At 71.9% G+C, this 19,453-nt stretch carries 15 protein-coding genes; all 15 read left to right on the top strand.

The features are described from left to right. Positions 1–334: 334 nt before the first annotated feature. The 15 genes from EJ357_RS46690 (at position 335) to EJ357_RS49975 (ending at position 18,205) form a co-directional block, all read left to right on the top strand. Positions 335–1,264, top strand: a complete 930-nt coding sequence (locus tag EJ357_RS46690; protein WP_126398803.1) for a conjugal transfer protein — start codon at positions 335–337, stop codon at positions 1,262–1,264. Continuing rightward, on the top strand, positions 1,264–1,599 hold the full coding sequence (locus tag EJ357_RS46685; protein ID WP_126398801.1) for a hypothetical protein: 336 nt from the start codon (positions 1,264–1,266) through the stop codon (positions 1,597–1,599). The genes EJ357_RS46690 and EJ357_RS46685 overlap by 1 nt, the downstream gene beginning before the upstream one ends. Positions 1,600–1,619: 20 nt before the next feature. Further along, a complete protein-coding gene (locus EJ357_RS46680; RefSeq protein ID WP_126400951.1) occupies positions 1,620–2,195 on the top strand; it encodes a hypothetical protein in 576 nt (191 codons plus the stop codon). After that, the gene (locus EJ357_RS46675) at positions 2,192–4,867 is read left to right on the top strand and encodes an ATP-binding protein (RefSeq protein WP_126398799.1); all 2,676 of its coding nucleotides are present in this window, start codon (positions 2,192–2,194) and stop codon (positions 4,865–4,867) included. Before EJ357_RS46680 ends, EJ357_RS46675 begins: the two co-directional genes overlap by 4 nt. Before the next feature lie 65 nt (positions 4,868–4,932). Continuing rightward, positions 4,933–5,238, top strand: a complete 306-nt coding sequence (locus EJ357_RS46670) for a hypothetical protein (protein WP_228472838.1) — start codon at positions 4,933–4,935, stop codon at positions 5,236–5,238. 1 nt (position 5,239) lies between these two features. After that, a complete protein-coding gene (locus tag EJ357_RS49985; protein WP_228472837.1) occupies positions 5,240–6,334 on the top strand; it encodes a hypothetical protein in 1,095 nt (364 codons plus the stop codon). Next, entirely contained in the window at positions 6,264–7,988 is a 1,725-nt protein-coding gene (locus EJ357_RS49980; RefSeq protein ID WP_228472836.1) for a hypothetical protein, read from the top strand. The genes EJ357_RS49985 and EJ357_RS49980 overlap by 71 nt, the downstream gene beginning before the upstream one ends. Further along, a complete protein-coding gene (locus EJ357_RS46660) occupies positions 7,985–9,136 on the top strand; it encodes a C40 family peptidase (RefSeq protein WP_126398795.1) in 1,152 nt (383 codons plus the stop codon). Before EJ357_RS49980 ends, EJ357_RS46660 begins: the two co-directional genes overlap by 4 nt. 198 nt (positions 9,137–9,334) lie before the next feature. Next, the gene (locus tag EJ357_RS46655; RefSeq protein WP_126398793.1) at positions 9,335–11,953 is read left to right on the top strand and encodes a P-loop NTPase family protein; all 2,619 of its coding nucleotides are present in this window, start codon (positions 9,335–9,337) and stop codon (positions 11,951–11,953) included. Between the two features lie 113 nt (positions 11,954–12,066). Continuing rightward, positions 12,067–12,927 (top strand): replication-relaxation family protein, encoded by an 861-nt coding sequence (locus EJ357_RS46650; RefSeq protein ID WP_228473246.1) that lies wholly within the window; start codon positions 12,067–12,069, stop codon positions 12,925–12,927. Between the two features lie 224 nt (positions 12,928–13,151). Further along, a complete protein-coding gene (locus EJ357_RS48775) occupies positions 13,152–13,310 on the top strand; it encodes a hypothetical protein (protein WP_175647781.1) in 159 nt (52 codons plus the stop codon). 95 nt (positions 13,311–13,405) lie between these two features. Beyond that, the gene (locus tag EJ357_RS46645; RefSeq protein WP_228472835.1) at positions 13,406–13,879 is read left to right on the top strand and encodes a hypothetical protein; all 474 of its coding nucleotides are present in this window, start codon (positions 13,406–13,408) and stop codon (positions 13,877–13,879) included. A gap of 59 nt (positions 13,880–13,938) precedes the next feature. Beyond that, complete coding sequence (locus EJ357_RS46640) at positions 13,939–14,523, top strand: hypothetical protein (protein ID WP_126398789.1); 585 nt, start codon at positions 13,939–13,941, stop codon at positions 14,521–14,523. Positions 14,524–14,624: 101 nt separating this feature from the next. Next, positions 14,625–16,448, top strand: a complete 1,824-nt coding sequence (locus EJ357_RS46635; protein ID WP_126398787.1) for an AfsR/SARP family transcriptional regulator — start codon at positions 14,625–14,627, stop codon at positions 16,446–16,448. Between the two features lie 53 nt (positions 16,449–16,501). Further along, positions 16,502–18,205 carry a DUF2637 domain-containing protein gene (locus tag EJ357_RS49975; RefSeq protein ID WP_228472834.1) on the top strand — a complete coding sequence of 568 codons (1,704 nt, stop codon included), beginning with the start codon at positions 16,502–16,504 and terminating at the stop codon, positions 18,203–18,205. The last annotated feature ends 1,248 nt before the right edge of the window (positions 18,206–19,453 follow it).

Raw genomic sequence — 19,453 nt, 5'->3', positions numbered from 1 at the left:
CGGGTGTGGTGCTGGTGCCAAGTCCGTGGTTGCGCACTCCCGTTGCCGTGGTGCGCAGCCGGGTGTGCGGTGGCGGTGGCGTTCGTCTACGCACCAGTGGTGCGGGCTTCCGCACCACGCGAATCCGGGCGTTGTCCCGCGGGTTTTGGGCTGTGGTCCTCCCCTCCTTCTGCGGGAGGCGTGCTCCGGCCTGTGGTCGGGCCGACCACAGGCCCTTCCATGCGCCTTGTGCCCTCATTGTGACCGTGGTCGGGGGCTGGTGGTCGGTGGTCGGGTCGGGGCCGGTGGGTTTCCTCAGAGTCAGCAACGTCGGTTCTGACCAGGGAGTTCGACCATGCTTCGTGCCAAGCAAGCCTCAACGAGCCAGGCCACTGCTCCAGTGGCCGCGGGCGTCGCGCTAAGGGGGATGCGTCGCCGGGTCCGCCTTTCACGGCTGGCTGTGTGGTCCGTCATCGCGGCCGGGCCGGCCGCGCTGGGCGTCGCCGTCGCCTCTTCCCCGACCGGGGTGGAAGCGGCCGCTGTGGCCAAGCCCGCGACCGTGCGCAGCGCTGCGGCCTCGGCTGACCCGGGCGGCTATGCGCAGTTGTTCGTGAGTGTGTGGCTGCGCAGCAGCGCCGATGACGCCGAGAGTGCGCAGGCGCGGCTTGCGCAGTCGATGGCCCCGAATGTCGAGTTGCCCGAGGCGGCCGCGGGTGCGCAGGCGCCGCAGGGGGTGATTGCGGTGCGCAGTGCGCGCCGGGCGGGCGGGACGTGGTCGGTGACGGTGGCTGCGCAATACGCGGACGCGACGGTGCGCTATTACGCCGTGCCGGTCGTTGCTGGCCGCACGGGCGGCTCGTTCGCGGTGATGGCTGCGCCGGCTGTGGTGGCCGGCCCCGGGCGGGCCGAGGTGCCGGCGTCGCCGTACCGGGTGCGTGTTGCGGGCGGTGAACTGGCTTCCACCGTGGAGGAGTTCCTGGCCGCGTATCTGACCGGTGCCGGCGAGGTTGGTCGCTATCTTGGGCCCGGAACCGTGCTGCCCGCCCTCTCCCCCGCCCCGTTCGCGCGGGTCACGGTGCGCCAGGTCCTCGCCGTGGAGGAGTCATCCGGCGACGGGCGGGTCCCGGCCGACAACACCACGGTCCGTGTCCTTGCTCAGGTGGAAGCCCGGGACGAGGGCGGGAGGTGGCCGCTGGGTTACGAGCTCTGCCTGACCGCCCGCTCGGGCCGCTGGGATATCGCCGCCCTCACCTCCGGCACCTCCGATGCGCAGGGGGTGCGGTGATGGGCGGCCTGTATCTGGCCGGGGAGCTGGAGGAGCTTGGCGACGCCTGGCTCGCCATGTTCGGCAACTGGTCGGCCAAGGGGTTGCAGGTCGGTCTGGGCTGCCTGGTCGTCATCATCATGATCCAGAAGTTCAGTCTCAAGGCCGGTATCGGTGCGCTGCTCTTGATGGTGATCGCTCTGGGGCTGTACAACTCGCGCAACGACCTGGCCGACATGTTCGAGGACGAGGTCAAGAACCCGGCCACCGGTGCGCCGGCCGTGCCCGGCAACGTGCGCAGCTTTGATCCAGCAGTGGTCCGTGACCGCTCTCTGGGTGCTGGGGGCGGGCGGTGAGCGGGGCCGGCCAGGTGCGGATGGGGCGCTACTACACCGGCGCGCGCCGCCACCCTTGGGTGCTTGGCAAGGTCGCCGACTGGAGGATCCCGCTGGGCCCCTACACGCCCGCTCAGATCGCTCTCGCCGTCGGCGGCGGTTTTGTTCTGATCAAGACGTTCGGGTGGTGGTCGTGGATGGGCCCGGTCCCGATCGTGGCCTGGGTACTGGCCATCTGGACGGTGCGCCGCCCGAAGATCAGGGGGCGGGCCCCGCTGCCGGCTGCCTGGGGCTGGGCACTGCTCGCCGTGCAGCCGGCCGGCGGACGGATCAGCGGGCGCGCAGCCCGCGACCGCGCCGGCCGGGCGCTGCTCGGCGGTTTCACCCTCGAGGGCGCCCCCGCCGCCTCGCCCAGGTTGGCCGCCGCAGCCGCGCCGACCCGCGGTGCGACGCCCCGTGGCGGCCGGCGTCCACGCCGCCGTGCGGCACGTCTGTGCGCCTGTGCCCGGCCGCATCCGGTACCAGCGCAGCCGAAGCCGGTGTTGTCGGTGCGGCCGGTGTCGGGGGTGCAGCAGCTGCTGTATGCGCTGGCCGAGCAGGGCGGGGGTGTGCGGTGAGGGTGCCGATTCGTCATATCGCCGGGCATCTGGTGTGGTCCACGCACGGCAGTGTGTGGGCCGTCTATCGGCTGCATCCCGGCCCGGATGAGAGCGGCCGCGGTGAGGAGAGAGTGCAGGGCAGCTACGTGCCGGCCGCGGTCGGTGATGAACAGCTCGCCCGGACCACCCACTTGATCCGTTCCCTGTCCGGTGCGCCGCGTCTGATCGGGCTGTGCGCGCAGGTCGATCCGGGTGAGATCGCTTTGCGCATGATCGAGGGCATCGAGCCGCCCGCAACGGCGCCGGGCCCCGCCGCCCACCCGTGGGTGGAGAACGTCGACGCCACCTTGGAACTGCTGGACGGGCAGGAGATGCACCGGCGCACGTTGTGGCTGGCCGTCCCCCTGCACACCCATGGCGCCGGCGGGAAGTTGACCGCCCCGTTCAGCGCGGGGTGGGCGGATCTGGCCCCGGTCTTGGGCATGCGGGCGGCGCCGGTGGCGCGGCGGGAAGTGAGCGCCTACCACGCGCAGGCCGCGCGTGTTCAGGCCGCGCTGGCCGGGGGTATTGCATGGCGTGCGGCCCGTCCGGCGGAGATCGTGTGGATGATCCAGCACGCGCTGCACCGCGGCCTGGACGAGCCGCTGCTGGCCGAGGCCGAGGCCAGCACCGGTTACGGCGGGCAGGTCCGGGAAGGGGTGCTGCACTCCCCCAGCTACGCCGACCTGGGCCATGTGCGGGTACAGGAAGGCGGTATCGATCCCTTCCTCGACGACGCTGAGGACCTCACGAGCGCGGGCCACCTCACGCGGTCGGGCCGCGCGGCCTGGTGGCGGCTGAGGACGTCCTCGCCGTTGCGGCGGCGCTGGCTGCAGATCGAGTCCGACGCTGGCACCGGCTACCAGGCCCAGTTGGCGCTGGCGGAGTGCCCGCCCGCCGTCCGCCGCGACGCGGCCGACCTGTTCGCCCAGCTGGAGACGCTCGATTTCCCCGTCGACTACACCGTCGACCTCACGCTCGTGCCCGCGGACAAGGCGCGCGATCAGGTGCGGCGCAAGAAGAACGAACTTGTCGACCAGGCCGACCAGTACGACGCCCGCCCCACCGGCATGCCCACCTCGCTGACCGAGGCCGCCCGCGACCTGGGCGAGCTGGACGCCCGCCTGTCACGCACCAGCGTCGAGGTCGAGGTGCAGTCGGTGACCGTGCTGACCGTGTGGGGACCGACCGCGGCGATCTGCGACGCCCGCGCCCGCGCTCTGGTGGCGCTGCTGTCCGGCGCCGACTATCGGGCGGTGCGCCCGGCCGGCTTGCAGGAGACGCTGTTCACGCTCGGCCTGCCCGGCACTGTATGCCCGGGCGTGGTGCGGGAGTTCACCCAGCACCAGGTCTCCGAGGACTGGGCGCTGTCGGGTGCCTTCACCCTCGGTGAGGTCGGCGATCCGAACGGGATGTTCCTCGGGATCGACCTGGACTGCGGCACCACCCGCCCCGTGATGATCAACGTGGCGGACGCGCCCAAGCAGGACGCGTCCGCGTCCATGGGCGTCGTCGGAGACCTCGGCGCCGGCAAGAGCGTCCTGCAGAAACTGATCTGCGAGGCGGTGTGGGCGCGCGGCGGGGCCGCGATCTGCATCGACCGCACTCCGGTGCGGGAATGGGCCGCCTTCGCCCGCAATGCGGCCGCGGGCCGCTGCCAGATCATCGACGCCGCCCGGGCCGAGGCCTCGATCGACCCGCTGCGCATGTTCGACGGCCCGCAGGCCCGCCACTACGCCCTGTCCTACCTCACCCTGCAGCTCGGCATCGGCCCGATGAGCACCAGCGGGGAGGTCCTGCACCACGCCGTCGAGCAGGCCGCGAGCGGCGAGCGGCCCTCCATGCACCGCGTCCTTGAGGTCCTGCAGCACATCGCGGCGCGCGAGGGCGGCAAACGCCAGGACACGGCCGCCACTCTGGCCGGTCTCCTGCGTGTCGTGGCCACCAACCCGCTCGCGGCGATGGTGTTCGACCCGACGCTGCCCCCCGTGCGGCTCGAGGCTTCCAGCGCCTCCGACATGATCGTGATCACCACAGCCGGGCTGAAGCTGCCGCCGAGAGCCGCCTTCGACAAACCCGAAGTGCTGCACCAGCAGCCGCTGGAAGCACTGATCGGCCGCGCCGTGCTCTACCTGATCGCCGCGATCGCCCGCCAGCGGGCGTTCGAGGACCCTGCACGGTTTTGCGCGGTCGTCCTGGACGAGTTGTACTGGCTCACCTCGTCTGCCGAGGGCACCGCCCTGGTCCACGAGATCCTCCACGACGGCCGCAAACACGGCGCCGGGCTCGTGGCGGGCAGTCACGACGCCGCCGAACTCGGCCCTGACCGCGGCCTGATGGCCTACCGGGCGCTGGCCCGCACGACCGATCGCGAACGCGCCCGTCGCGGCCTGGAGTTCGTCGGCCTGGACCCGAACGACGGCGAACTGCTGCGGCTGGTGACCACCGGTCTGTCCCCGGTGGGTCAACGCGGCCGCGAGGGCGAGTTCCTGCTGGCCTGCCCGCGGCAGAACACCGGCCGCGTCAAGGCGGTCATTCCCCGCATCCCCCGCATCACCACGGCTATCACCACGACTCCGGGCAGCCGGTCGAGCGCCAGCACCGCGCCCGCCAGCACCCCCGGCACCGTCCGGCCGAAGGAGCCATTCTGATGGCCACTTCTTCTCTCTCCCCGTCTCGCCCCCGGCGTGTGGCCAGCGTGACAAGGATCCTGACGGTGATCACCCTTGTGGCCGCCATGCTCGCTGTGGTTGCAGGGGCGAGCCTGCCGGAGTCGTGGTCGCCGCGCACCGCAGCGGCGTTCGCCGCCCAATCCCAACCTCCCTCCCCCCGCGAGGATCCCTGCGACCTGATCGTGGGCCCGGCCAAGGCGTACTGCACGCGCGACAACACCGGCACCGCCTCTGTTGAGCACGATGCCGCCGGTGAGACATGGAGGCTGGTGCCAGCCGGAGCCGGTCTGGCCGCCTTGGCGGTGTGGCGGCGCCGCAGCCGGGGCGCGGTTGACCGAAGGCGGCGCTGAAATGTTGCGCCCAGACCGCGCCACCGTGCGCTCGGCCGCCTTCGTGGTGCTGCTCACGGCCGTGTTCGTCCTGGTGAACAGCCAGGTCGTGTACGCGGCCGGCAGCACAGGCGAGACGGCAGACCTGCTCGCACCGCTCAACATCCATTCGTCCGAGGGCGTGCCGATCAACGGCTACGAGCTGAACGCCGAAGGCGGCTCCATCGTCAGCTTCAAGACGCACTCCCTCGCCTTCGCCCTGTCCGGGCTGTTCACCCTGATCCGGCTCCTGGTGGGGCTGGCGGGGTGGGCGATCGAAGTCGCCTTCGCCTTCCCACTGCTGAGGATCCTCAGCGGACCGGCGCAGAAGGCCGCCGACGCCTACCAGAGCGTGGTCGTCGACGCCCTCGGTTTGAAGGGTGTGCTGCTGGCCTGGGCGTTCGTGTTCGCCGGGTTCATGATCGTGCTGGGAAAGGTCGGGCGCGGTCTGGGGGAGATCTTCCTGACTCTGCTGATCGCAGCGTTCGCCGCCTCCGCGTTTGTCCGCCCCGACTATCTCCTCACCCAGGACGGGCCGTTGGGGCAGGGCCAGCAGCTGGCCGCCGAGGTGGCCCAGGAGACCGTCAACTCCTACGACTGGGGCGGCAAACTCGCCGGCTATGGCCCGTGTGACGACCTGGCCGGCAACGCGGAGATCACCTGCCTGGAGCGCGAGGCCGCAGCACCCGTCGAGCCAACCGATGTGGCCCGCCCGCTTCAGGACTCGGTGACCAACGCGCTGATCGTGAAGCCGTACATGCTGTTGCAGTACGGACGCATCCTCGACCCGGCCAAGAAGTCCGACAGCAAGGCCTACGCCGTGCACCTGAAGTGGGTCATCGGCGGCTACCAGGCCGGTGGCCCCTCCAGGGACGCCGAGGAGGCGTGCAGCCACATTGCGGGCCCGGCCAAAGAGCACTGCCTGAAGTACAACGACGACGACCCGGGCAGCGGCGAGCTGCCGTCGCTGACCCCGGGCGGTGAACTGCTGGACGCCGCCCCCCCCGGTGGTCACCGAGGAAGACCAGGAGTTCGCCGCATTCCTCGCCGACATGAAGAAAGCAGGCGACGTCGGTAAGGCGTGCGCCGCCTACGCGCACAAGCCCACCTGGTGGCGGGTCGGCGGCGCCGCGCTGCTGCTGATCGCCGCGCTGTTCATCTGCGGCATGCTGCTGTCGTCCGCGATCGTGCTGCTGGGCACCCAGGGCATCTGCGCCGGGGCCGCGGCCGCGGGCGGGCTCACCTTCATCGCCGCCATGCTGCCCGGGCCGCCCCGCCAGGCGGTGTGGAAGTGGCTGTCCCTGTGGGGCATCGCAGTGCTCGCGATAGTGGGCATCTGCGCGTTCGTATCGCTCTTCGGAATCGCCGTGGACGCCACCGTCACGGACGGGCCCGACTTGATGGTGGAGCGGATCCTGCTGATCGACGTCCTCGCCATCGCCGGCGCGGCCGGGCACCGCCGCCTGCTGACCGGGATCACCTCCTTCGGCCGGCGCATGGCCATGCGGATGCGCTACGCCAAGGTCGGCGGCACCCACCTGCCCGGCGACACCTCCGAGCTCGGCGCCGCGCTGGCCATGAACTCCCCCGCGGCGCTGCGCGGGTACAGCGGCGGACTGCGCTCCTTCACCGGCGGCGGGGGCAGGTTCGGAATGCTCGGCACCCGTCAGCGGCTGATGGGCGCGCTGGCGTCTGTGGTCGACGGGGCGGGCATGCCGGTGGACACCGGCGCCATGCTCGCCGATGCGGGCGACGAGGCCCGGCGCGGTCTGGCGCCGCTCACCACGGCCGCGGCCGTGGGCGGGCTGGGAGCACGGCTCGGCGCGAAGGGCGCGCACTGGCTGATGATCGGTAAGCGCCCGGACACGGTGCAGTTGGCCAAGTGGCGCAAGCCCACCGCCGACGGCGACCCGCACGCAGGTGGCCCGCCCGGCGGCACCACGGCTTCGGGCGGCACCGGGCCGCCCCTGCCCGGCGGTCCGCCCGACCGGTACCGCAATGCCGACAGGCAGGTCGTCGACCGCGACTCCGGTCAGGTGCTGCACGACCAGGAAACCGACCGGACCCTGCTGTCCACGCGCGCGCACAACCAGCTGGTGCGGCTGCGCGGGTACCGCATCCTGAACCGGAGCGGACGAGCCGCCTACGGGGCGACCGTCGGGCTGCCTGCCAACGTGCGCCGGACCCGGCAGAGCGGCTCGCGCTACACCCAGGACGCCCGCCAGCAGGTGCAGGTCTGGCGCAACACCGTGCGCGAAGACCGGCGAGCGTGGGGTGACATGGGGCGGCACACCGCCCAAGTGATCCGTAACCGCACCGACAACCGCGACGGCCCGGGCCCCGTGCCCGGCCGCCGCCTGGGCACCAGGGCCACGGGGCGCGACACGACGGGCCCCGCCGGTGCCACACGGCCGAGCGCCACGTCGGCAGGAACAGCAACTGCTCGTGCCGCCGGCGGCCCCCCGGCTGCCGCCTCGCGGCGTTCGGGCCTCTTGGGCTCACCGGAGGCATTGCAGCGCCTGCTCGACGATCCCGCAGAACTGAGGCGGCAGACGATCGCGAACGTCGCGCGGGTGGACCCGGAGCTGGCGCGCGCCATGCAGGGCCCGCCGGCTCGGCCTGCGGCGGGCGGTACGGCTGAGCGGTCGCAGGAGCGGACGCGCCAAGCCCAGGCGTTGCGCGAAATGCGCGAGCGCTGGCAGGCCGAGGGCTCAGGCGGTGAACAGGAGTGAAGCCGAGCCGACGCCGTTTCGGGCGGTGGGTCTGCGGGGTCGTGCTGTTGCTGTTCGCCGCCGTGTGCTGCGCCGCTCCGGTCGGCAACGCCATCAGCGCCTACGTCGCACTCAATCCGGGCGCACAGCCCGAGGGCGCGATCGCCGCTGGCGGCACAGCCGCAGACATTCCCCCGCGCATGCTCACCGCCTACAAGAAGGCAGCCCGACAAGTGGGCCGCGCCGCGCGGACGTGCCGGGGCATGCGCTGGCCGATCCTGGCCGGCATCGCCAAGGCCGAGTCCCACCACGCGGTGGGCCGCACCATCTCCGCGGGCGGTGACATCCGCCCCAGGATTTACGGAGTGCTACTCAACGGCTCAGGCGCGGGCGGCAACACCACCGTCTTCTCGGACACCGACAACGGCCGCTGGGACGGTACCGCCCAAGGCGAGCGCGCCGTCGGCCCGTTCCAGTTCCTCCCCTCCACCTGGAACGACGTCGGCAAGGACGCGAACGGCGACCGGCAGGCGGACCCGCACAACGCCGACGACGCCGCCCTTGGGGCAGCGATCCACCTGTGCGGCAACGGGCGCGACCTGTCCAAGCGCGCCCAGCTCAAAGCGGCAATCTTCCAGTACAACCACTCCAACGCGTACGTGGCAGGCGTGCTGGGCTTCATCGACCAGTACCAGGTGGCTGCCAAGGACCCGGAGCTCAAGAACATCTCCGCCAGGGCCCGCACCGTGATCGAGGCGGCGCTCACGCAGCGGGGCGTGCCCTACTCGTGGGGCGGCGGCAGCACCAGCGGCAAGAGTTACGGGTTCTGCTGCTCGCCGGGAGGTTCAAGCGGCGCACACATCAAGGGCTTCGACTGTTCGGGGCTGACCCTCTACGCCTATTCCAGGGTCGGAATCCGCCTGCCGCGCACCGCGGCCGCCCAAGCCGGCGTCGGCAGGCGGATTGCCGCCGGCCTCGGCACGAGCGCTTTGAAGCCCGGTGACCTCGTGTTCTTCGCCCGCGTCCCGGGCCGCGACGCAACGATCCACCATGTCGGGATCTACCTCGGCGGCGGCCAGATGGTCAACGCGCCCCGGCCGGCCACCGCCGTACGGGTCGACGCGGTCAACACGATGCCCGGATACACGGGAGGGGCCCGACTGCTATGACCGCCGCCAGCCGAGCACGCTCACCGCTGCTTCTGCTTTTGCTCACCACCGTAGTCCGGGCCGCGAGCCGGTCCTGCTGGCCCTGCTGCGCGCATCACCGAAGCCATCGGCGCCGACCGCGGCGGCCCCTCCACCGAACTACCGCATCACCGACCTGCAGGTCACGCGAGCGACTTCAGCGAAGAAGGGTGAATCGACATGGACGGTGCAGCGCCGTATCTGAGCGACCAGGCCTGCCTAACGGCCTCCGGTCAGGTCCCTGGCCTGATCAGCTGGCTCGTGGAGGCGGCCGGCTGGCTTCACGACCACTGGTATGTGCCGGCCCTGGCCGTCGCCGTGGCCTGGGGCGTGGGCGAGCAGGTGGTGCGCCGCCTGGCGAAGAGGATCTCTGCCGAGCGGATGGCCCTCGAGCTCGTCCCCGGCCCACGCTTCGACCCCAGCTTGGAGGAGATCTTCCGCCGCGGGGTACAGCTGGCGCGTGCCTCGACGAGCATGCCCTGGTGGGCGCCGCGCCGGTCGAAGGCGGTGCAGATCAGGCTGCGTGCGGACGGCAGCGCGCCGCTGCGCTACCGGGTCGAGGGGCCGGCCGGCGGCGAACGTCTTTTGTCCATCGCCCCGTTCGGGCAGCACGTCACCGTCCACCGGGCCCGTCCGATCGCCGATGAGCCCCGCCGGCACACCGTGCGGGCCGAGTTCATCCTGCGCGGCACACCCACCGCCCCGCTGCGCGAGGTACCGCTCAGCCCCGACCCCCTGCAACCCCTGGTCGACGCCGTGTGCGACCTGCGCGCTGAACTGGGCGACCTCGCCGAAATCCGCCTGGACATCCAGCGTGCGCCCAAGTGGGTCTTGCGTGTGCGCCGTGGGCAGCTGATGAGTGCCGCGCGCCGGGTGGAACAGCGCGAGGCCGAGCGGGCCGCGCGCTGGGTGCGCCAGGACGCGAACGGCATCGAGGACTCGCTGGGCGCGCAGCTGCGCCAGCTGCTCAGCGACAGGCCCGCCGCTGCTGCCGGGCGCCGCCTGGTGATGCCGCCGGTGCCGCGCCGGGTGGATCCAGCCAAGGCACTGGGCAAACTCGCCGAGGACGACCACCTCGTGCGCGCACAGCTCTTGGTGATGTGCGCCTCCAACACCGAAGGCCGCGCCCAGGCCCGTCTGGCCCAACTACAGGCCGCCCTCGATGTGTTCGGCGGCCGCTCGCGGTGGGCCATGCGCGGGATCCGGCTGGGGCCGTGGCGCATCGGCGCCGACCAGTGGCCCACCCGGCGCGGTTTCGAACGCCGTTGGAAGCTGGGGCAGTGCCGGCCGCCGCGCGCGAACTGGGTACGCCTGGAAGAGCTGACGGGCCTGCTCAAACCGCCCACCGTGCACTGCCGGCTGCCGCTGCTCGCCGGTGACCTGCCCACCTTCGCCTTCGGCACACCGAAGCTGTTGCTGCAGGGCATCTACCAGGGGCCGGACGGCCGCAGGCGTCTGGTTGCCACCAACGCAGACGAGACCCTGTTCGAGTGCGCGGTGGGCAAGGCGGGCGGCGGCAAGACCGAACGCGCACTCGCCCAGGCCGTCGGCTGGGCCCACGCCGGCGGCGGGCTGCTGTTCCTCGACCCGCACCGCGACTCCTGGCCCCGCGCCGCCCCCTTCCTCGCGCACGAGGACCTCATGACGCGCATCGCCCTGATCGACCTCAACACCTCCAGCCGCGCCCCGTTGTTGAGCTCGTGGAATCCGCTGGCGATGCACGGAGGGCAGGCGCCGCACGATGTCGTCGAGGCGGTCACCGACGCGTTCGCCTCCGTGCTCGGCTGGGACGACACCACCGCACCCCGGGCGCTGACCATCTTCACCGCCGCCCTGGCCGTCCTGACCGCCGTCAACCAGGCAGCCTGCCAGGCCGGCCGCCGCGAGGACCAGGCCACCCTCTTCCACCTACGCGCCCTGATCACCGACCCCGGCTTCAGGGCCGCGGCGCTGGCCGCGGTGGCCGACCGGCTGGATGCGGAGACCCACGCCTGGTGGACCACGGTGTTCCCCACCCTGCCCGCGGACGCCTTCGCCGTGGTCATCAACCCGCTCGCCCGGCTGGCCGCCCACCCCGTCACCCGCGCTTTCCTCGGCCAGCCGACCGGCATCTACAACAGCCGGGCGGCGATGGACACCGGGATGATCGTGTGGGTGTGCCCGGCCGGGAACGGTCCCACCGACCGGCTGCTGACCGCACTCATCGCCCGCGACCTGCTGCGCGCGGTGCGCTCGCGCCGCGACACGCCCGAAAGCAGGCGGCGCCCGTTCCGGCTGTACTTCGACGAGCTGATCACCCTGACCGGCGCCGCCCCCGAAACCATCGCCGCGATGTTCGAGGACTTCCGCAAGTACCGGGTGAGCGTGCACGGCATGACCCAACTGCTGGGCCGCCTCCCGGCCGCGGTGCGGATGTCGCTGACACAGAACGCCTCCACCCTCTCCTCGACCGCCGGCTCCACCACCGCCCTCGCGCCGATCACCGCCGAATGGGGCGAGCGGCCCAGCGCCCACGAGGTCGCCCTGCTCAACAAGTTCGAGCACTACCTCTCGGCCACCGTCAGCGGCCGCCGGATCGGGCCGGTGAAAATCACCGGCCCGCACCTGGACGAGGTCTTCGCCCACCACTCCCGTCCCAAAGCCGTCGGAGCCCTCAACCACGCCGCCCGCGCCCTGGCCGGATCCCGGCCTCTGGAGGAACTCACCCACGCCGCCGCCGCCCAGCACAGCCGCGTCGCCCGCTTCCTCGCCCAGCACACCCCCACCCGCCGCACACACCCGTCCCAGGGATACCAGTGACCCACACCCCCACGACCCCACCCACCGGACAGGACCCCTCCCCCACCGGACAGGTCCCCTGCCCCTCACCCACCAGGCGCGAGCCCTCCCTCGCCGGGCGCGGGCCTTCCCCGATCGAGCCGCTGCCGCACCAGCTGCTGGCCGCCCTCGCCCAGCACCGCATGGCCACCACCGGCCAGCTCCACACCCTGCTGCGGCCCCACGCCACCCGGCAGGCCATCTCCCAGCCCCTGAACAAGCTGCGCAGACAGGGCCTGGTCGCCTCCACCGTGCTGCCCCGCTCCAACCGCTCCCGCGCCTGGTACCTCACGCCCGACGGCGCCCGCCTGGCCCGCGACTTCCCCGAACTACGGGGCCGTCCCCCACGTCCGATCAGCTCCAACGCCGCCGCCGCGTTGAAAACACCCCACACCCTGACCGTGGTCCGCACCCACCTTGCGTTCGTCACCGACGCCCGCCACCACGGCGACGAGCACGGTCACCTGGACTGGACCCCCGAGGTCAGCCACACCCTCGGCGACGGCACCGCCCTCATCGCCGACGCCGTCATGCACTACACCCGCAACCACGGCGAACACCGCACGAAACTACGGGCCTTCATCGAAGTCGACCGCGCCACCATGGCCGGCGAACGCCTCGCCGCCAAACTCATCGACTACGCCCGCCTGTTCACCTACCACCCCCACCCCGCCGTCCGCCCCCGCCAGCCGCCCTCGGCCGGCCCCGGCTGGCTACGCTGGTACCCGCTCTTCCCCCGCGTGCTGTTCGTGCTAACCGCAGCCCCCCGCACCACCCTCGACCACCGCATCAGCGACCTCACAGCCATGGCCGCCCAGCACCCCCTCGCAGCCGCCCTCGCCGCACAAGTCCCCCTCGGCGCAGCCGTCCTGGAAGACCTCGAATCCCACGGCCCCACCGGCGACGTGTGGATACCGCTGACCGGCGGCACGCCCCGGCCGTGGACCGACCTGTAACGGCCCCGAGCGCGGGGCCGGATGAAATGTCGCAGCCCTGCAACTACCACCCGACACCCCTTGACATTTGCTTACGCGAAGCACTAGATTTCCTTCCACACCAGCAGACTCACGCAGCAAATACCAATGTCACACACCTAATTGAGGATGCAAAGGTGACACACACAACTGACGCCATTCGCAATGACGAAACAGAACCGGCCATTGGGTGGCCAGCCGCAACATTGTCCGTTTCACGCATCGACGACGCCGTGATCCTGCATGCCGGCAGCGACTACGACCTCAGTGACCTCAGCCTCGTCCGCCACCAGTTCCCCGGCCGCCGCGTCACCCTCGACGGCGACACCATCACCGTCTGGCCCCGCCCCCGGGAGCACCGGTGATCCCCCGCCGCACCCCACCACCCCGTCTCCTGCACGCGGCCAGGGCGGCAGCGGCGGTGGCTGCTGTCCTGTTCGGTGCAGCCGGCTGCGCCGACATGACAGGACAGCACGAGCGCACGCCGGCCACCGCACCCGCCGGCCGTTCCTCCGCTTCACCGACGCCGCAGCAACAGCCGCTGGCACGGCTGACCGGACCGAACCGGCTGGCCCTGACCATCACCGAGGCCGACCGCGATCCCAGCGGATTCCTCACCGTGCGCGGGACGCTCGCCAACAACGGCGACGACACAACCGTGGTCCCTGCCGAACTGCGCGGCACCGAACGCCACGTCCTGCGCACCGGCCAGTCCCTGGCCGGCGCCACCCTCATCGACTTCCACCACCGCAAGCGCTACTACGTACTGCGCGACGCCGAAGGCCGGCCACTGACCACCACCGGCCTGACCTCGCTTCGGCCCCACGAAAGCGTCAGCGTGTTCATGCAGTTCCCCGCCCCGCCCGCCGCCACCACGGCCGTCGACCTGCAACTGCCGCTGTTCGACACCGCCACCCTCAGGATCAGCCCATGAGTCCCCCCGGCCCCTGCCCGCCCGGCGCTGCGCTAGCCCATCCTCGGCGGTGTTCCCCGGTGCGCCGCCTGCCCGCCCTCGCCACCTCCCTCATCGCCGCGGCCACGGCCGCCCTCACCGCCATGCCCGCAGCCGCCACTCATCCCCCCACCGACCGCACCACAACCGGCACGGCCGGCACGGTGTCCGCCATCGACGCGCGCGACCCCGACTTGGCCCTGCCCACCGGCACCACCCTCGCCGAGCCGAAGATCCTCGACCTCACCGCACCCCAACTCGACATCCACCAACGCATCGACAACACCCCTCCCGGCGCCAGCCGGCAGCCCGGCACGGCCGACACCACACCACCACCGGCACACCCGACCGGCAGCACCTCCGAGACAAAGCCCCCACCCGCGACGCCGGACGGCACCCGCGCACCCGAACAGACCGGCACGCCGTCCGCAGCCCGCCCTCTGCCCACGCTGCCCCTGGCCCGGGCGCCGGGGCACTGCTCGCCGCCGCCGTCGCCGGCATCCTCGCCCGGCGGCGCATGCGGCAACGCCACCGCACCCCCGCACCGCACACCGAACGCGCACCGGCACCGGTGCCTGGCCGCGCTCACACGCAGCACGAAGCGGCCGGCCAGGTCGCCGATATAGCCCGCCTGGACCTGGCGCTGCGTACCCTGGCCCACCGGGCAGCCAGAAACGGCCGGCCGCAACCTCCCGCTCTGCGCGCCGCCCGGATCACACCCCGCGCCGTGGCCGTCCTGCCCCAGGCGCCCGCCCCAGCGCCCCCGCCTCCGTTCACCGAGGGAGGCGACGGATGGTGGCTACTGCCCGCCGACGCCGACCTGCTTGACGAGGAGGAGGCCCGCGACGTGCCAGCCCCGTATCCAGCGCTGGTCACCCTCGGCACCACCGCCACCACCGGCGCCCTGATCCTGGCCAACCTCGCCCAGTTGCCCGCTCTCCTCCTCCACGGCGAGGCCACCGCCATCACCGAGGTGTGTACCGCGCTCGCCCTCGAACTCGCCCTGACCCCGTGGGCCGCCGAGGCGGACATCACCGCCATCGGATTCGGTCAGGGGCTCACGCAGCTGCTCCCGGCCGGCCGCATCGCCCACTTCCGCCAGCCGGCCGACGCCCTGCGCGAGGTCACCGAGCAGCTCCTCGAAGCCCACCAGAGGCCGCAAGCCACGCTGCGGCCCCACCTGCTGCTGTCCACCACCGCCCTGGACACCGACACCGCCCGTCAGTACGCCGCCCTCACCACCACCGCCCGCCACATCCCCCTCACTCTGATCGCCCCCGCCCACGGCGCGGCCACGCATCTGCCCGCCGCTCCCACCCTCAACGCCGCCCTCACCACAGCGCAGCCCGCCGCCTTCCTCGACACCGACATCACCCTGCAACGCCTTCACCACACCGCCTACCAGCGCCTCACCGCCACCCTCCCCCCACCCGACCCGACCGGCCCAAGCACCGACACACCCCGGACCCCCACGACGGACACATCCAAGGCCCAACCACCCGCACCCGACCCGGCAAGGACCCCCGCGCACCCCGCGGCCAACACCCGACGCGGAACGTCCCCGCCCGCCGCATCCGAAAGCGCCGGGGAGAGCGTGTTCCCAGCCCTGCTGGCCGCCTTCGCCGCCCCCGACCTGCCGCAACCGCCAACGCAGGGGCCCGGCCCGTCCGGCAGCGCCGCCGGCAACCCGGCCGCCACCGGCCCCTCCAGGGAGCACACCGCACACCCGACCCGCGCCCCCGCACCGCCCGCCCGTCCCACCACGAGCGGGCGCGGCAAGGATGCGGCGCGTGATCCGGGCGCGCCGGAGATCCGGGTCCTGGGCCCCCTCGAGGTCGACCGCGTGCACACAGGCGGCCACGGGCCCCGCATCGCCCAACTCGCCGCCCTGCTCTACTTCCGCCCCCACCACAGCGCCGACACCCTGTGTGCCGACATGGACCCCCACACCCCCTGGTCCACCACCACCCTCAACGCCCGCCTCCAAGGCCTGCGCCGCGCCCTCGGCGACGACCCCAGCGGCCACCCCTACGTCCCCCGCCGCCACACCGCAGACGATCCCTACCAGCTCTCCCCTCACATCCGCTGCGACTGGACCCGCTTCCTCCACCTCACCGACCGCGCCCAATCCCTGGGCCCAGACGGCCTACCCGACCTGGAGAAAGCCCTCAGCCTCGTCAGGGGGCGGCCCTTCGGCACCCAACCCCTGCCCTGGGCCCAGCCCCTCCAACAAGAAATGATCACCAGGATCGTCGACGCAGCCCACACCGCCGCCCGCTACCGCACCCTCACCAGCCCCCAGCACGACCTCACCAAGGCACGCCATGCCATCGCAGCCGGCCTCGAAGCCGACGACAGCAACGAACAGCTCTACCGCGACTGGATGCGCATCGAACACGCCGCCGGCAACCGCCCAGGACTCCACACCGCCATCACCCGCCTCCAGCACATCAACCGCACCCTCAACTGCCCCCTCGAACCGGAAACAGAACGCCTCATCCACGATCTGCTCAGCCCCGCCGCCAGCCCTCACCCCACCCCACACCCATGACCACGCCACCCAACCCGCCGGCCCCACCCGACACGCCGGCCCCATCCCCCGGCATGGCTGCCCCACCCGAGATGCCGCCCCCGCACCGCGCGCCACCCGCACGGATCCCACGCCAACCGGACCCGGTCACAGCTCCGGCCGCCCACACACGCGCCACCCGCACCGCCCGACTCACCCGCGCCCACCGCGTATTGACGGCCGTGATCATCACGGGTGCCGTGATCATCGCCGCAATCGGCTTCACCGGCTCCTACACCGCTGTGCGCCAACTCGCGGCCGCCAAAGGCTTCGGGAACTTCAGCTACCTCTTCCCGATCGGCATCGACGCCGGCATCTGCGTCCTGCTCGCCCTCGACCTCCTGCTGACCTGGACCCGCATCCCCTACCCGCTGCTGCGGCACACAGCCTGGCTGCTCACCACAGCGACCATCGCCTTCAACGGCGCAGCCGCCTGGCCCGACCCCCTCGGCGTCGGCATGCACGCGGTAATCCCGGTGCTGTTCGTGGTGACCGTGGAGGCAGCCCGGCACGCCATCGGCCGCCTGGCGGACATCACCGCCAACTCCCACATGGAGAAAGTCCGCCCCACCCGCTGGCTCCTCTCCCCGATCCCGACCTTCCGCTTGTGGCGCCGTATGAAACTGTGGGAACTGCGCTCCTACGAGCAGGCCATCACCCTCGAGCAGCAACGCCTCATCTACCAAGCCCGCCTGCACACCCACTACGGACGCGCCTGGCGCAGGAAAGCACCAGTGCAATCCCTCACGGCGCTGCGCCTGATTCGCTACGGCATCCCCCTGGCGGAAACGGCTCCGGAAGGGCTGGCGGCAGCAGGCATCGAACCGGGGCCGATTCCGTCAACACCGCACCAGAAGCTCAAGGCAGCAGGTGCCGACACGGCAACCATCCCGATCACCGAGGCGACGCCCGCCCCGGCCGATCCGTCACCGCCCACCGGCAACGACGCCGAGCCCGGCCACGCCCACCACTCCGCAACTGAGGTCAAGCCCCCACCACAGGATCGGGCGCTGCCCTCCGACCCACACACAACGTCCAGCCACAGCCCTCCCGCCCCACCGGAGAGCACCCCGACACCCCGCCCCAGCCAGACACCGTCCGCGGCAGGACACCCGCAGCACCAGCCACACGACAACCCGCGTTCACCCGGGCAGCCCCACCAGCGCCCAACAGCCCACGGCTACATCTCAACCACTCCAGCGGACACCCCCCACCCAGCCCGCCAAACCGCCCGCACCACGCAGTCCGCCACCACCACCGCCCAGGCGCCGACGCCCGTCCCCACCGCCGCCGACAACTACTACCTCGCCTGGCACACCTTCCAGCAACACCACCACAGAGAACCCGACCCCACCGAACTGTCCGCCCAGCTCGCACACCAAGGAATCCTCGGCCGCGACAACCAACCCATCAAACCCAAAGCTCTCGCCCGCTACTTCAACCAATTCCGCATCTACACCATCTGGGCCCGACACCGCGCCCTTACCGACCACCCCTCACTCGAAACCGTCACCAAGGAGCTTGCCCACCACGGCATAACCGGCCAATACAACAAACCCCTCACCACCGCCGACCTCGCACAACACCACCACCGCTTCCAACACCGCTGGCGCACCCTCAACCACCACACCCAGTCCGCAGCCACGCCAAGCACACCCGACACCCCAACTGCAAGCCCGCCCGCACCCCGCCCGCAGACGAGCGACGCCACCACACCCGCACCGGCCAAGGCCCGGTGACAGCACGGCCACACCGCGGACCGCCCGACTGCCAGCCCTTCCCGAAGGGGGCGAGCGGTCTCCCACTACCGTCCTGGACACCCGCCCCCCGCATTCCCGGACCACGCACACGATGCGTGCCGCCGGGCGCGGAGCGAACGCGGGCGACCAGAAGTCGGTGCATCAGCCGGCCATGGCGGCAACCGGGACACAGTGCGGCGGCGGTCAGGCCGCGGCCTTCTTGCGGCTTCCGGCCCGGGCGAGTGCGTCATCCAGCTCTTCTCGGCTCATCTTGGGCGGCCCGCGATGTTCTGATCGGTGGCCCGGTGGCCGCTCACGGACGCGTCGGCCGGCGAAGTGCTCGCCGTGCTGGAGCGGCCCTCGCTGCGCGCGGAGAAGGCGCACACGCGGTGGCACCGCAGGTCGGGGGCCCGCGCGATCCTGGCCCGGCTGTCGGACTTTCCGGAGATTGCTGGCAGGAACGGTGGGAGGCCTCCCCGGCCGCCGCCTGCCCGCAGCGGTGGCGGCGGGAGACCGAGGCTTGGGTGAACACTGCGGCGGACGTTGGGGCGACCAACATCCAGGCTGGCCTGCTGCTACTGGCGGCCGCCGACGTGATCCGGCTGTCACTGCCGTGGCAGATAGACCTGAACAGCTGCCACGTGCGCACCTTCGTGGAGGAAAGCCGGGACCCGGAGGGCTTCGCCCGCCTGAAGGAGCTCGCCGGCGCCGAACGGTGGGCGTCCGCGAGCGGAAGCCGAGCCCGGCGTGCTCTGGTACGGATCATGGTGGCCAAGGGAGGCGGCCTGGCGGACATCACCGTGAGCGACGTGCTGGAGTACGACGCCGAATTGCGCCGCAATGCCGCGGCGTCAGTGGCGGCGGCACCCTCTACTACGCGTGGCTGCGCAAGCTGGGCCACCTGCCCGCCGACGCCCCGACCACCTTGCGGTTCCTGGAGAGAGTCACCGGTCAGCTCACCTGCGCCCAATTCGTCGACCGCATCCACGAGCACGCAAGCGTCCGCTGCACCCTCCTGCGCCCGGACCTGGCCCAGCGTGGCCGACTCGTGGAGATCCGCGACAACCTTCTGGACCGGATCGCCGAGGCCGAGCTGGAGGGCTGGCTCGGCGAAATCGAGGGGCTCCGCGTCAGCCTCACCGGCGCCGAAACCAAGATCGCCCGGGTCGACTCAGCGGAACCCGGCGGACCGCTCCTGCTGGGGCTGCCGACACCCCCGCCACCGGGCAGGGGTGATCAGGCCCAACG

The organism is Streptomyces cyaneochromogenes, assembly GCF_003963535.1.
GTDB lineage: Bacteria > Actinomycetota > Actinomycetes > Streptomycetales > Streptomycetaceae > Streptomyces > Streptomyces shaanxiensis.
Note: the sequence above shows the minus strand (reverse complement) of the source record. Positions and strands in the feature narration are given on the sequence as shown.